This window comes from Leuconostoc aquikimchii (assembly GCF_040838325.1).
In the GTDB taxonomy this organism is placed as follows: domain Bacteria; phylum Bacillota; class Bacilli; order Lactobacillales; family Lactobacillaceae; genus Leuconostoc; species Leuconostoc aquikimchii.
Window position 1 is genome coordinate 177,754 of the sequence record NZ_JBFPER010000001.1, and the last position, 14,847, is coordinate 192,600.

Here is a 14,847-nt window from a genome sequence, read left to right on the forward strand (position 1 = left end):
GAGCTTCAAGAAATGAATTGGTCGGGGAACCAGTTGTTTTTTGAAGTTTTTTCTATTTAAGGAGATAAAATATGTCATATGTAGTTATTGCGTTACTAATTGTTGTTACTATTATTTTTGGAAAGATAGCAATAAAACTCGGATTTTCAGAGGTTGTGGGACAACTTTTATCAGGGATCATACTCGGATCGAGTGTATTGAACGTCGTACAACCGACGAGTTTGATTCATTTATTGTCAGAAATCGGTATTTTCATACTGATGTTAAATTCTGGTATGGCATCTGATGTTAAAGAGATGAGAAAATATATTAAGGCATCAACTTTAATTGCGATTATGGGTGTTGTGGTGCCTGCCATATTATTTCCTATCGTCTTTATATTAATGGGTTATACACTAAAAGTAGCCATATTTTCGGGCATTGTCTTTTCAGCCACATCTATAGCGATTACTTTAGCTGTATTAGCAGAACAAAAGAAGCTTGCAACGCCTATGGGCGCCATAATTTTATCTGCGGCGGTGCTTGATGACGTGATTGCATTAATTGCAGTGACACTATTTTCTGTATTTATTGGTGGTGGTACACTTGGATTGGGCAGTTTGTTGCCCTTAATTGCTTTTGCGGCAGGCATTATGTTAAGAAAGTTATCATTTTCTGATCAGCTGGCACGCGGGCTCAATGGTTTGGGAAACTGGCTATTTTATCCAATATTTTTTGGTGCGATTGGTTTAGGGTTGGCTATTCAAAATTTGAATGATAAATTAATACCAATTATTTTATTCAGTGTTTTAGCTGTCATGACAAAATTTATTGGCTCGTTATTTGGGGCTAGATTAGCTGGTTTAAATAAAACGGTTGCTCAAGCTATTGGCGCGGGCATGATTTCCAGAGGCGAAATGGCCTTGGTGATTACACAAATAGGGATAACTTCTCATCTTATTGGGGATGCAGTGTCTGCGGAATTCGTTGTCGTTATCATGGTTTCAACTATCATTGCGCCAATATTGATGAAGCCGTTGTTTAGTCGCGTGAATTAAAATAAATAGTTGGTCATACTAAAACTCGGTTTCTTAGACAGTTTATTGATGGCGCTCAGTAATTGAGACAGAATGTCCTCTGATTCCAGCAAATTATTCGGTTCACATCATGAATTTCGTCTAAGACGCCGGATTAATTTAATTTTTTTCAATCATGATTAATTGGCTACCAAAAGGATCAGTTAACCAGATTTGCCCTGCTATTGTAGATACATTTCTGTCACTCAAGTTTGATTGTAATAAGTTAAAGTAGGAACTATCTACCGATACAGTCCAATCTAGTAAGCCATTATCTTGATCACCACGTTGCGTAATATTGCGGCCTAACCAGGTGTTATAAGCGTGATGGTGATGATAGCGATTGTGTGAATAAAAGTGGGCACTATCGCTAATTTTTGCTGTTAATGCCATTTTTAAGCTGTTGATGAAAAAATCATCACCCTTTGTGAGATCATTGCCAACAAAGTGGAGATGACCAATTTTCATATCAGCAGGAAAGCCAGACCAATCACTTTTCTTTGTTTGTAGTAATGTCTGAACATCGACATCCTTGGTGCCCATTTTAATAAAATTATTATCCCATTCCCAAAGTGCTTCAGGACGGTCATGGTAAAGTTCAATACCGTTGCCATTGGGATCATTTAAGTAAAACGCTTCACTAACATCATGATCTCCTGCCCCTAAAGGGTAGTCAATGAGAATCAGACGTTCGATAAGACTTGCTAGGGAAGCAGTATCCGGGAAAAGCAATGCGAAATGATAAAGACCTGCCTGTGGTTTGCTAGTTTTGTGCCCATCAAAAATCAGCGTTAAAAATGGTGTATCTGAGTTTGTAAAAGCATACGAATAGCTATGATTGCTGGCTTGCATTTCAATTAGACCCAAAATATCACGATAAAAACGGCGCATCATTGTCTCATTGTCTGCCATCAGTGTCAAGTGTTCGATGTTGTAATTAATATTTAACATGTTGTTCCTCTCTACTTACTATTTATAAGTAATATTAATGGTTTTTGACTGGTTTGTCTAGTAATATTTGTTTAATATTGACACAGACAATGACGTGGTGTACCATGAACGTATAATTAAATAAAGATATCTGGGGTGCCTAACTGTTTTACTGGCTGAGAAATACCCATATAACCTGATCAGATTAGAATCTGCGTAGGAAGATATGATTGATAATATTATTTGTCGAACTGTTTTTTGCGTATTTTAACGTGAGAAGCAGTTTTTTTATGTTTGGGAATTGAAATGGCGAAAAGAGGCTAGATAGGTTTGGTTAATAAAAATATTGATTACTCACTGTACTTAGTTACAAATCGGTATGATTATTCAGATGAGCAATTTTTGAACGTTGTGTTTGAAGCTTGTGACAGTGGCGTAACACTAGTTCAATTGAGAGAAAAGAACGTCACGACAAAACGATATTTTGATTTAGCAGTTGCAGTAAAGAAAATTACGGATAAATTCAACGTACCGTTAATTATCGACGACCGTGTTGATATCTGTTTGGCTGTGAATGCAGCTGGCGTACATATTGGAGATAATGAATTGCCGATTAAGATCGTACGTCAGTTGATTGGTAAAGATAAAATTTTGGGTGTATCAGTCAAAGATGTTCAACATGCTAAAGCAGCTGAGGCGCAGGGGGCCGATTATTTCGGTGTTGGTGCCATTTACCCAACAAAAACAAAGGTGATCACAAAACATACCACAATAGCAACATTAAAAGACATTGTTGATCATGTGGATATACCAGTCAATGCCATTGGTGGGATTAAAGAAAATAATATTCTCAGTTTGAAAAATACAGGCATTTCAGGTGTTTGCATGGTTAGTGAACTTATGCAGGCAGAAAACGTACGTACGAAGGTGTTAAATTGTTTAAAAAGTGTTGAACAGCTGGTGTAACAATAGTTGTTCAATAAATAAAGATAAGGCGGGGTTAGTATGATTACAGTGAACGGCAAGACCAACACGGTAGCACATGCTGGGCAAAGTATCTTGGAATTGTTAAGTCTCCTCGAGGTGCAAACAGCGCGCGTTGTCGTTGAGCGCAATGGTGCGATTGTGACGCGAGAAACGTATGATAGTTTGTTGCTTGAAGATCAAGATGATATTGAAGTGATTTCATTTGTTGGTGGTGGTTAAGAAAAATGATGAGGGTAGAGGACATGGAAAAGATAAGTATTGATGGCACAGAGGTTTCTGAAATATATATGCAAATGAAAACCCGGAATGTGGCAGGCACACAGGAAAAGTTGGCGCAAGCTCATGTTACGATTGCCGGCGCTGGTGGTTTGGGTTCTAATATTGCGATTGCATTAGCCCGTTCAGGCGTCGGACATTTAACATTGATTGACTTTGATGTTGTTGATTATAGTAATTTGAACCGACAACAATTTAAACTGAGCCAAATTGGCGTGCCCAAAGTGATTGCTTTAAAGCAAAACATTTTAGAGTTTAACCCATTTGTAGATATTACGACGGTGCAGACGCGAGTCACTTATGAGAATGTTGAAGCGTTATTTAAAACAAGTGATGTTATCTGTGAAGCCTTTGACGATCCAACAAGTAAAGCGGTGATTCTGCAATCGGCACGTGAGATTTTCTCTGAAAAGCCGATTGTGATGGGGAATGGCTTGGCAGGTATACACAGTGCTAATAACATTGTGACACGCAAGATGCGGAAAAATGTCTATATTTGTGGCGATCAGACAACGGCTGGGGTCGAAGGTTTGATGGCACCACGTGTGATTATTTGTGCGGGACATCAAGCGAATATGATTTTACAACTGCTCGTTAATCAAATAGAAATCTAATGATAAAAGGAAAAAATAATGCGACAAAATGATGATTTAATTATAGCAGGGCACAAATTCACTTCTCGATTTATACTTGGATCGGGAAAGTACTCATATGACTTGATTGATTCTGCTATCAAGTATGCTGGTGCTCAGATTATTACGATGGCGTTGCGCCGCTCGAATGCTTCATCAGAAAATATTTTGGATTACATTCCAGATGACGTGACGATTTTACCAAATACGTCGGGATGTCGTAATGCTGAAGAGACGATTCGAATGGCGCGTATTGCGCGCGAACTTAGCGGTAGTGATTTTATTAAGCTCGAAGTTATTCCGGATACAAAGTATTTGCTACCTGATAATTATCAAACTTTAAAAGCGACTGAAGTGTTGGCAAATGAGGGATTTATTGTGATGCCCTACATGTTACCAGACTTAAATATTGCAAAGCAGTTAGTAGATGCTGGCGCAGCGACAGTGATGCCATTGGGCGCACCAATTGGCACTAATAAAGGTTTAGCCAATAAAGATTTAATACAAATATTGATTGATGAGATTGATGTACCAGTGATTATTGATGCAGGCATTGGTAAGCCAAGTCAAGCAGCAGAAGCAATGGAAATGGGCGCTGATGCAATTATGGCAAACACAGCTATGGCCACGGCGGGCAATATACCGTTGATGTCTGAAGCATTCAAATTAGCGATTGAAGCAGGACGTAAAGCCTATTTGGCAAAGCCAGGACGTGTGATTAACGACAAAGCTGAGGCGTCATCTCCAACATCAGGTATTAGTCGTACAAAAGAATGACAACGACCAAAAAAGGCGCTGTTGATACTTATTGGCTTAAAATTGTTGCATTAAACTTTTTTGGATGGCTATTTATTTATGCTGATCGTACAGTATTGAATCCGATTATGCCAGAAATCCAAAAGATATTTGGCTTGAATAATGTCGCATTAGGCATGATTTCTTCTGTATTTTTTTTAACGTATACAGTCTCGCAAATACCTTTTGCTAAATTAGCCGACCGCGGTAATCAAAAGTGGCTTATTGGTCTAGGCTGTGTGTTTTTTGGAGTAATGACTGTTGTTTCAGGATTAGTCACAAGTTTTGGCTTATTTTTAGTCTTACGTGCGTTAGTTGGCCTTGGTGAAGGCACTTTTTATGGTGCTTCTTTTGGTTTATCATCACAAAATATACCTAACAAATATTTGACAATCGGTTTGGCAATTATTAATTCAGGTCAAGCAATTGGACAAATTACTGGGACAATCATATCAAGTTATATTGTGTTACAGTATCATATGCACTGGTCTGTACCATTTATTATTGTTGGCATACCAACGATAATTGTGGGTATCTTGTATTTAACTGTGGTTAAACATACTCATCATTCGTCAGAAAATCGCATGGGAATATCACAATCAAAGACTAGTCATCAAAAAATACATACTACTCGTGCCTTATTTACCCAGCAGTTAGTAGGTACTTATGTCATGTTATTTGCCTCAATTTATGGTCAAATTACAATGCTGACTTGGTTACCTTTATTTTTAACGACTTATCGACATGTTAGTGGATCTAACGTTGGTTGGATCGCCTCAATTGTGCCAGTTATTGCTGTGCCAAGTGCGTTGATTTTTGCAAGATTAAACGATAAAATCACCAATGCCAGACGTTTACTTTTAATTCTTGTGCCTATTTCGAGTTTATCACTTGTGACAGGGATGGCAAGTAATAGTCATGTTGTGCTAGTCGTATCGCTTATTGTTTATGGTATGACTGGGAAAATGACAATTGATCCTATTTTATTGTATACGGTGAAAAAAAACGCACCTGATAAGCAATTAGCGACAACATTTGGTGTCTATAATTTTTTTGGTATGATTGCCTCAATTTTAGCACCGACGATCATGGGATTTTTGATGGATTTGACGGGTAGTATGGTCACAGGATTTTATCTTTCAGCAATATTGCTTCTTGTTGGCGTAGTCATGTTTAGTTTAATAATGCCTGAAAAAAGAAGTGTATAGCGTATGAATGACGAAAAATTAATGACATTATTACATGAATTTAAACAGTTAGGGGCTACGTCGATGGGAGGCGTCACCCGATGTGTTTATGATGATAATTGGTCATTGGCGCAAAAAAAATATGTTGCAATTGCTAACGATTACGGTCTGTATTGTTTTTGTGACAAAATGGGAACTATTTATGCCGCAACAAGTGATCATATTAGCCATAAACCAGTTATTTTGACAGGCTCACACATGGATACGGTGGTAAATGGGGGTTGGTTAGATGGTATTTATGGTGTTGTGTCTAGTGTTTTAGCTGTTGGACAATTGTTTCAGAAATTTGGGACACCCAAAATACCGTTGTGTGCGGTTTCGTTTTCCGAAGAAGAGGGTTCGCGGTTTGATGCCACCTTTACAGGATCGCGCTACCTCACACATCAATTAGATGATGCTGTTTTTAACTTAAAAGATCGCACAGGTGCAACGTTTAACCAAGAACGGCAAAATCGCGTGACTGAATTAAGACAAGTGACGCCGATAGGGATACCTGATTTTAAAATTCGGTCATATATTGAATTGCATATTGAGCAAGGTAATACACTAGATCAATCGCCGGCTAACATTGCTGTCGTAACAGATATTGTTGGGCAGAAACGGCTACTGATAACAACAAAAGGCATCAGTAATCACGCAGGAACAACTCAAATGTCCGGACGCGTTGATGCCATGCGGAAAGCCGTTGACCTTATGACTAAAATTTATTCATCTTTGGAACTGATGAAAGGGTTACGATTTACAATCGGGAAAATCATTGCTTTCCCCAATGTAGCGAATGTTATACCGGAAAAAGTCGATATAGCATTAGACATCAGGCACATAGATCAGAATGTGTTGGACCAAGCTTTTGAGCAGGTAACTCAAATCATTAATGCTGTTGGGGCGACCTATCGTTTAACAACTAATGTTGTGGCAACGCCTATGGATTATCAGCTGCAACAACAAGTAATCCGTAGTACGAAACAAGAAAAATTAGTGGGGGAAAGGCTGTTTTCTGGGGCGGGCCATGATGCACAGGTCATAGCAAACAGTAAAGCACCTAGTGTGATGATTTTTGTACCAAGTCAAAATGGCGTCAGCCATGTGCCACAAGAGAATACGGCTGAGTTTGATCTTTTAGCAGGTCAACGTGTGCTGAAGAGAGTATTATATGATTTAGCCTATTGCAGTTGATGTACAGGTTAGACAGTTCACTTCACAAGTGGACTTTTTTTTATTGTAGGTATAATAACAATTGGGTGAGATAACAAAAATATGATAAACTAAAAGAGATTATTGCTACCTTGTTCACATGTTAGATCAGGTATTGCTTATCTAACATGTAAACAAGAGGACATCATGAGGAGACGTGGTTACAGCACGTCAGAATAACTGGGGGAAATTGAATATGAAATTTAGTAATAAGACGATAACTATGGGGGACTTTTTTGGAGGAATGCAAGCAAACAAGGATGTCTTCAAAACACTATTGGTCCTATTTTTAGCGACGATGATGATTAATTTTAATCACACAATAGTTCATGCTGATACCGCTTCACAACCATCTTTAAAAGTTAAAGATGGCGTACTATATGGTTTTTCAGATGGGAAACCACAACACATAGGGGCGACAGTCGTTATTCCAAACACTGTGACAAGCATTGCCAATACAGCTTTTTATAATCAGGGTATTGGTCGCGTTGACTTTAATTCTGCTACCAAACTAAAGTCTATTGGTGATTTTGCCTTTGCTAAAAACCATTTAAGCACCGTTAATTATCCTAATCTTAACGATAATAATTTAGGGTGGTATGTATTTTACGATAATGCCATTAATTTGGTGACATTTGCTAACGGTGTGACGCATATTAATGATGGTGCTTTTGCCAAAAATCCTAACCTAACAGCAGTTCATCTACCATCAACTATCACAGCAATAGGAGATTGGTCCTTTGCTGGCGATCGGTTAAGTAACGTTGATTTAACAACGATCAAGGATACGAATGATTTAAATGTTGGATCAGGGGCATTCTATGGTAATCAAGCATCACGTATTGCCGTGCTACCGAATAATCGCCTAAATAGTAGCGGCAAGCAACCAATTCGTTGGTATGGCTATGAAACATTTGGTCAAAATATTGGTCAAGCTGTTCAGGTAGCTAATCAGTATGCTTTAAAGCATCAAGCTTACAGCACTGGAACGCCAGGAAACATCAATGCGGCTAACAGCTTTACCTATGATGCTCAGAATTCATCTGTGATTACAGGCGTCAAGTCAGGGGTGACAACGCTTGGTAAAACGATTGTTATACCAGCTAACGTGACGAAAATCGCTGACAATGCGTTTAAATCATTAGGAATCGTGGCAGTTGATTTTTCTAAAGCAGCAAAACTGAAACAAATCGGCAATTTTGCGTTCTATGATAATCAAATTTCAAATACATTAACACTGCCTAATCGTTTGAATCCTGACATATCAGGTATTGGCTGGTATGCTTTTGCCTCGAATAATATTTCAAAAATTAATTTTCCAAATAACAATATGACGGCGTTAAATGATTTTATTTTTGCTAGTAATAAGCTAGCAGGCATTAATTTACCCAATACCTTGCAATCAATGGGGGATGGCACCTTTTTAGACAATCAGATTAAAGACGTCACGTTACCATCAAGTTTACAACGCGTAGGTTCTGGTAGCTTTGCCGGTAACTTATTTAATCAACAACGATCAATTGCATTGACTATTGCTGTTAATCAAATGCCCTCGGAAAAGAATTTTTCTGCCGTTTTGTACCCTTTTGGTGTTGCAGCAATAACGCAGTCAAATAATCAAATCAAAAATCGATTTGTGAAGATGCCCAACGGTGAATGGCAATACTTAGACAATAAAGGTCTGCCTTTAACAGGGCAACATATTATTGCTGGACATACGTATTACTTTAATCCAGATGGCACACAAGTTAAAGGGTATTCGGTTACCTTTAAGGACGGCAGTGTGCATCAGTTTGACGCCAACAGCGGTGATAAATTAGATTAAGGCAGTAGCCATTATACTGCTCACTCAATCATTTTAGTGTACGCCGTTGACAATTTTATTAAAATAGGTCATAATTTATATAATAAAATTTAAAATTAAGAGGTGTTCTGAATATGGGATTTTTAGATAATAAAAAAATTATCATTATGGGGGTAGCAAATAAAAGTAGTCTAGCTTTTGGTTGTATGCAAGCAATTATCAATCAAGGCGGTCAAGTTATTTTAACTTATCAAAATGATCGCATGAAGCGCAGCCTAGACCGATTTGTTGATGATTCAGTTTTAAAAGTTGAATGTGATGTCTCTAAGCCGGAAAATATAGAAGCTGCTTTTACAACTATTGTTCAAAAAGTTGGAAAAGTTGATGGGATTGTCCATGCGATTGCCTATGCTGAAAAGAGTGATTTAGATAATAAAGTTACTGATGGCACACTTGCCAGCTTTGCATTGGCTCAAAACATTAGTGTCTATTCATTAATCGCAGCTGCTAAGTATGGTCGTGAAATTATGAATGACCATAGTGCAATCGTAACCCTCACTTATATGGGCTCTGAAAGAGCTATACCTAACTACAACGTTATGGGAATTGCTAAAGCAGGTCTTGAATCAGCAGTTCGCTACTTGGCACGTGATCTAGCTGATAAAAATATTCGCGTTAACGCGATTTCAGCTGGTGCTGTTAAAACATTAGCCGTTACTGGTGTTAAAAGTCATAATGATTTAATTAGAATCTCAGATGAACGTACCGTTGATGGTGTTGGCGTGACGATTGAAGAAGTTGGCAATACAGCAGCATTCTTGTTAAGCTCGATTGCTAGCGGCATCGTTGGTGACACAATTTACGTTGATAAAGGGACTCACCTTATTTAGTTTATTTGCCCGTAAGTCAGTAGTAAAGCGGACCAATTTGTCTCTAAGGTTTGGGGTTAGCTTTTCATTTTACAATCTAAACTAAAAAAGCATAGCATGGGCAAAAATTACTTTTTTACCCGTGATGTGCTTTTTTGATGTCAAAATATTTAATTAAATAAAAGATGAATTAAGATTATTGCTAGAATGACCTGTACGGCACCAGTCACTAATCCGTACGTTAAGAACTTACCACCAGACTTTTTAATTGTGGCAAGTTTAAGATTTAAACCAATTCCCGCTAAGTTAACGACACCAGTAAAACCAGAAATTGTTTTTGCGCCACTATTAATGAGGTGTGGTAACGAAACGAAGCTGTTCACGCAGAGTAAAATCACAAAGGCAATAATGAACCAAGGGACTTTAACGCCCTTACCCTTATTAGGTGTCGCAATCTGAGTGTTAGCATCGTCTTTTTGCGCCATCTTTGCGAATATTAAGACAACGACAGTGAGTAAAATGATACGCAACATTTTAAATAAAGTAGCATAAGTGACAACGGTTGGGTTGATCAAAGCAGCAGTACCAACAACTTGACCAACTGACTGTACGACGCCACCAACTAATGCGCCGAGCAATAAGTTATTGTTACCTACTAAGTAAGGACCAATGACCGGTAGCACAAGCAATAGTACCACACCAGTTAAACTAACTGTTGCCACGGTCGTTCGGCGTTGATCATCGGTTGCGCCAATTGCAGGTGACACCGATGCAATAGCGCTTGACCCACAAACAGCGTTACCAGCACCCATTAACATGGCGGACTGCTTTGACACCTTAAATATACGACCACCTAACCAGAGGACAATAACAATTGTTAAGGTCATTTGAATTAAGATGAACAAGAGCCCGTTAATACCCAATTTTTCAATTGTTCGTAATGTGACTGTTAAGCCCATGAGTGCAATACCGATTTCGATTGGGAATTTCTCAGCCCATTTCATACCTGGTGCCCATGTTGCACCGGTTAGAACGGTGTTTCCAAGTAATATACCGAGTAACATGGCAATGGCTTCGGCGCCTAAAAACGGTAACCATATCGCTAAAACTTTGGCGATGATTGATAAAATAACGGTAGCAATAATACCGTTTAACATGTTAGCTTTTATTCTCACAACTATTCTCCTAAACTACCCAATATTTTTTCGTCAATTCTTATGCTACGCGTTTATTTGCTATTTGTAAAATAAATGTTTATAATACATTTAATTAATAAACGTAATGGATAGGGCCGATGCTTAAACTAATAAAAACATTTATTGCTGTGTATGAAACAAGATCTTTTTCAAAAGCGGCAGACCAACTTTTTATCTCGCAACCAACAGTTAGCGTGCATATCAAACAGCTAGAAGACCAGTTAAATGTCAAATTATTTGACCGTAATGGGCGTATGTTTTTGACGCCAACACTAAATGCGCGTCGTTTTTATCAACATGCGACGCAGTTACTCGATGACTGGCAAGAGGCAACGGCGAGTTTAGATTTAACAACAGAAAGCACGCGAGCCAATATTAGTATTGGCGCTTCACAGACGACGGCAACGGTTTTGTTGCCAAAAATCATAGCACAATTATCACAAGTGACGCTTAATAGTATGAATTTAAAATTAGAAATGCATAATTCTGAAGAGATTTTGGCTGGTGTATTGAATAAGCAATTTGATTTGGGTTTCATTGAAAAGCCCATCACAAATGATTTTATTGTACGCCATACGTTGGCTAAAGATCAGCTGGTACTAGCAGGAAATCTTGATTCCGACACGTGGCTAGTGAGAGAAAAAGGATCAGGCGTTTATCATTATATGCAACAATATTTCAAGCAGCAAAATATTGTACCAGAACATTTTTTAACCATTACGAATAATGACATTATTGTCAAAATGCTGTCAGAAAATGTTGGAAAATCTATTGTTAGTAGTCAAACGTTGCCAAAAAATGTGCCTTATAAAAAGCTGCCAGATAGTTTTAATCGTAATTTTTACTTGATTAATCACCAACATAATAATCATCCTGAGATTCAGGATTTTATTGCTATTCTAGAAAATATTGCTAAACAGCTCTAACGATGGTGTTAAATGTTGGCAATGAAAAAAGTAGGTCATTCATATCGTGAATGACCTACTTTTTTCACTGCTCTGATGTGGGGTCTTTAATACCAAAATGAATGATGACAATGGCAATCAGTAGTAGGACAACAAATAAACTGAAAATGAACCCAATGCTTAATTGCATATTCAGCAACCAGCCAACAAGAAATGGGCCGATTGTGGCACCAAAGCGACCAACAGATTGCGCAGCTCCCATAGCTGTGCCACGAATTGTTGTTTGAAACATGCCTGGGGTGTGTGCAATTAAAATGCCCCAAGCCCCAAGATCAAAGAATGACAGAAAAGCACCAGATATTAAGATAATAGGCAAACTATTTGAAAGACCGAAAACTAAGCTTGAAACAATTGTACCGAGCAGATAAGTGACTAATAATTTTTTAGGACTGATTTTAGATAAAAGGTGAGCTGCTAAATAGTAACCAGGTAGTTGGGCGATACTCATGATTAAGGTATAACCTATGGAATTGACAATTGAAAAGCCACGCAAAACTAGTACACTAGGCAGCCATAAGAAAATGCCATAGTAGGTTAACATGACAATAAACCAGACAATACTGATCAAAATTAAAGGCCATTTGTTTTCTGGAGATAGTAATTGTCGAAACGACTGTGTTTCGCGTTTAACGCTTACGGTAGGGTCTGGTGGCAGATGTTTTCTTAAAACGAGGGCATAGCCGCCAAAAAGTGCGGTTAACATGACGGCGACACGCCAACCAAAATTTGGGATGACAAAAAAAGCAATTAATGACGCAAAAATCCAACCGTAAGCCCAAAAACTATCACTCAGCACCAACATTTGCGATCGTTTCTTGCCTGTGTAGCGGTCAGCGATAATAGTTGCCGCGACGGGGAGTTCACCGCCAAGGCCAATACCTGTGACAAAACGAATCACTATAAACCAAGTGACGTTTGGGGCAAAAGCCAGTGCTAAATTACTGAGTGAAAATAAGATTAGTGTGCCCATTAAAATCTTTTTTCGCCCAAACATATCTGAAAGTTTACCACATAGTAGTGCACCAATCATCATACCGACAGAAGTGATGGCCGCGACAACACCTAATTGTGTTGCATTGAGATGCCACTCTGATTTTAACACCGGCATAATAAATGATAGTAACGCCACATCTAAAGCATCAATCATCCAGGCAGTACCAATAATTAATAAAAAACGGTTAGATTTAGCCATCATAAATTCTCCCATGTTTAATAAAAGTTTTTTTTACTTTTATTTATTAAGGAGAATTGTACACGAAAATTAATCAATAAGCAACTGATATTGTTTTGCGGGCCGCCCAGGTTTATTCTGCCTACTTGAGCCAAGCGGTTGTAAGAGATTTTGATGATTTCTAAGGAAATTTGAATTATCAGGTTCAATTTTTCCAAAAATGCCAAAGACATGACGTGCCAGTTTTAAAGTGAAAGATGGTCCGAGAATCAAAAGAATAGTCGGTTGATAATCTAATTTGTTCATAATTCTTTTTGTGGCAACGGTTAAAATCCAATTGTGATCAAAAGCCAAATGTTTGTGTGCGGTTTGATTTTCAGGGCTGATATAGTCATTATCGTTTAGTGTCGCAAAAACAAAATCAGAATTTTTAAAATGGAAAAGACCAGATTTTTGTTTTTGAAGTGTAAACCATTGTGCATCGGTTGTACCAGGACCAGGGGTTAGTACGGGTTGTTGTGGAAGAAAAGTCATGTAACTTAAAGATAATGCACGTTCGCCAGGTGAACGTTTTGGGTCTGTAAAAGTTGCTAACTGTTCAGCATGAACATCTGGCAGGTCTAAACCAAGCTTTTCTTTGACCAGCCGTAATGTTGCATCGTGGGCACTTTCGTTGATACGTAGCCAAGTTTCTGGCAACGCCCAAAAATTTTCAAAGGGACTTTCAGCGCGTTTAATTAATAAAAGTTTGATGTCATGTGTTTGGTCGTCAAAACACCAAATCACATTGGTAATGGTGATGAATGGTTTTTCTAATAAATCCTGTGTCATGTTTATCCGCCTTAAAACGTTTTGAGTGATAGTCTGATATGTCATTATTTTAACATGTTTACTATTTTGGTATTGTTCGGATAGAAAAGTGCTACAATGAGTGAGTCAATATGACAAATAAAAAAGGGGTAGATATTTGCGCGTTAAGTGTGAGGGAGACGGAATGTGATCCTTCAACGAAATAAAAAATATGACGTGATAGAACCATGTTGTAATTTTTTGTGCGATACAGATATCACATTCACCAATATATGTTTTGCGGTGAGCGCTCCACTCGGAGGTTCAGAACTATGGCAGTTCAAAACACAACGCCTGTTAAAGGCACTTGGTCACTACCTAAATTGGATGTACGTCAATTTGTGGTACTGGCTTTACTTATAGGACTTGATATCGCCCTAGGTAAATTAACTGTTGGCACAAACGTTCTCAAAATTAGTTTTGTGTTTGTGGCCATGTCACTGATTGCTAAATGGTATGGTCCATTATGGACTATGTTAATTGCAACTATTTTAGATGTGGTTGGTGCAACAATTATCAATCCAAGTGGTGCATTCTTCCTAGGATTTACGTTATCAGCAATTACTGCTGGGCTGATTTATGCCTTGTTTTATTACAATCAAGCACATGTCAGTTGGGTAAGAGTCCTGATTGCAGTTGGCTTGGTAACGTTCGTTGTTAACGCTAGCATGAATACATTGTGGCTATTCATCATGTATTCTCAGGTGCATACGTGGGACACATTTGTAACGTTACTCATACCACGCTTGATTAAGTCAATCATGATGTATCCAATACAAGTGATTGTAACCTATGCCTTTTTGAATAACGCAGCGGTCAAACAAGCAACAAAACAAATTTTTAATAAATAATTGATCAAACAGCTTCGGCTGTTTTT

General features: G+C 38.1%; 15 protein-coding genes and 2 riboswitches. Of the genes, 11 read left to right on the plus strand and 4 right to left on the minus strand.

The window, feature by feature from the left end:
- Positions 1-71: 71 nt before the first annotated feature.
- Positions 72-1,037 (plus strand): cation:proton antiporter, encoded by a 966-nt coding sequence (locus tag AB3K24_RS00965; protein WP_367973332.1) that lies wholly within the window; start codon positions 72-74, stop codon positions 1,035-1,037.
- A 138-nt stretch (positions 1,038-1,175) separates the two neighbouring features.
- Here AB3K24_RS00965 and AB3K24_RS00970 read toward each other — a convergent pair whose 3' ends face one another.
- A complete protein-coding gene (locus AB3K24_RS00970) occupies positions 1,176-2,006 on the minus strand; it encodes a VOC family protein (RefSeq protein WP_367973334.1) in 831 nt (276 codons plus the stop codon).
- A 121-nt stretch (positions 2,007-2,127) separates the two neighbouring features.
- Positions 2,128-2,225: riboswitch (TPP riboswitch) on the plus strand.
- A 90-nt stretch (positions 2,226-2,315) separates the two neighbouring features.
- Between AB3K24_RS00970 and thiE the strand changes: the two genes are divergently transcribed.
- The 8 genes from thiE to fabI all read left to right on the plus strand — a co-directional run bounded on the left by thiE (position 2,316) and on the right by fabI (position 9,810).
- On the plus strand, positions 2,316-2,951 hold the full coding sequence (thiE, locus tag AB3K24_RS00975) for a thiamine phosphate synthase (protein WP_367973336.1): 636 nt from the start codon (positions 2,316-2,318) through the stop codon (positions 2,949-2,951).
- Between the two features lie 39 nt (positions 2,952-2,990).
- A complete protein-coding gene (gene thiS / locus AB3K24_RS00980; protein WP_367973338.1) occupies positions 2,991-3,191 on the plus strand; it encodes a sulfur carrier protein ThiS in 201 nt (66 codons plus the stop codon).
- A gap of 23 nt (positions 3,192-3,214) precedes the next feature.
- The gene (gene thiF, locus AB3K24_RS00985) at positions 3,215-3,862 is read left to right on the plus strand and encodes a sulfur carrier protein ThiS adenylyltransferase ThiF (RefSeq protein WP_367973340.1); all 648 of its coding nucleotides are present in this window, start codon (positions 3,215-3,217) and stop codon (positions 3,860-3,862) included.
- Between the two features lie 18 nt (positions 3,863-3,880).
- A complete protein-coding gene (locus AB3K24_RS00990) occupies positions 3,881-4,657 on the plus strand; it encodes a thiazole synthase (protein WP_367973342.1) in 777 nt (258 codons plus the stop codon).
- The gene (locus AB3K24_RS00995) at positions 4,654-5,883 is read left to right on the plus strand and encodes an MFS transporter (protein WP_367973344.1); all 1,230 of its coding nucleotides are present in this window, start codon (positions 4,654-4,656) and stop codon (positions 5,881-5,883) included. The genes AB3K24_RS00990 and AB3K24_RS00995 overlap by 4 nt, the downstream gene beginning before the upstream one ends.
- Before the next feature lie 3 nt (positions 5,884-5,886).
- On the plus strand, positions 5,887-7,098 hold the full coding sequence (locus AB3K24_RS01000) for a Zn-dependent hydrolase (RefSeq protein ID WP_367973346.1): 1,212 nt from the start codon (positions 5,887-5,889) through the stop codon (positions 7,096-7,098).
- Between the two features lie 214 nt (positions 7,099-7,312).
- Positions 7,313-8,941, plus strand: a complete 1,629-nt coding sequence (locus AB3K24_RS01005) for a leucine-rich repeat protein (RefSeq protein WP_367973348.1) — start codon at positions 7,313-7,315, stop codon at positions 8,939-8,941.
- A 113-nt stretch (positions 8,942-9,054) separates the two neighbouring features.
- Positions 9,055-9,810, plus strand: coding sequence for an enoyl-ACP reductase FabI (gene fabI / locus AB3K24_RS01010; RefSeq protein WP_367973350.1), 756 nt, complete (start codon positions 9,055-9,057; stop codon positions 9,808-9,810).
- Positions 9,811-9,959: 149 nt separating this feature from the next.
- On the opposite strand, the gene AB3K24_RS01015 is transcribed toward fabI, so the two are convergent.
- Complete coding sequence (locus tag AB3K24_RS01015; protein ID WP_367973352.1) at positions 9,960-10,964, minus strand: YeiH family protein; 1,005 nt, start codon at positions 10,962-10,964, stop codon at positions 9,960-9,962.
- 119 nt (positions 10,965-11,083) lie between these two features.
- On the opposite strand from AB3K24_RS01015, the gene AB3K24_RS01020 reads away from it, so the two are divergent.
- Positions 11,084-11,911 (plus strand): LysR family transcriptional regulator, encoded by an 828-nt coding sequence (locus AB3K24_RS01020; RefSeq protein ID WP_367973354.1) that lies wholly within the window; start codon positions 11,084-11,086, stop codon positions 11,909-11,911.
- A 64-nt stretch (positions 11,912-11,975) separates the two neighbouring features.
- On the opposite strand, the gene AB3K24_RS01025 is transcribed toward AB3K24_RS01020, so the two are convergent.
- Together AB3K24_RS01025 and AB3K24_RS01030 are read right to left on the minus strand one after the other, a co-directional pair.
- On the minus strand, positions 11,976-13,142 hold the full coding sequence (locus tag AB3K24_RS01025; protein WP_367973356.1) for an MFS transporter: 1,167 nt from the start codon (positions 13,140-13,142) through the stop codon (positions 11,976-11,978).
- Between the two features lie 69 nt (positions 13,143-13,211).
- Positions 13,212-13,952, minus strand: coding sequence for an NUDIX domain-containing protein (locus tag AB3K24_RS01030; protein ID WP_367973358.1), 741 nt, complete (start codon positions 13,950-13,952; stop codon positions 13,212-13,214).
- A gap of 122 nt (positions 13,953-14,074) precedes the next feature.
- Positions 14,075-14,201: riboswitch (THF riboswitch) on the plus strand.
- 41 nt (positions 14,202-14,242) lie between these two features.
- Between AB3K24_RS01030 and AB3K24_RS01035 the strand changes: the two genes are divergently transcribed.
- On the plus strand, positions 14,243-14,821 hold the full coding sequence (locus AB3K24_RS01035) for a folate family ECF transporter S component (protein WP_367973360.1): 579 nt from the start codon (positions 14,243-14,245) through the stop codon (positions 14,819-14,821).
- Positions 14,822-14,847: the final 26 nt, after the last annotated feature.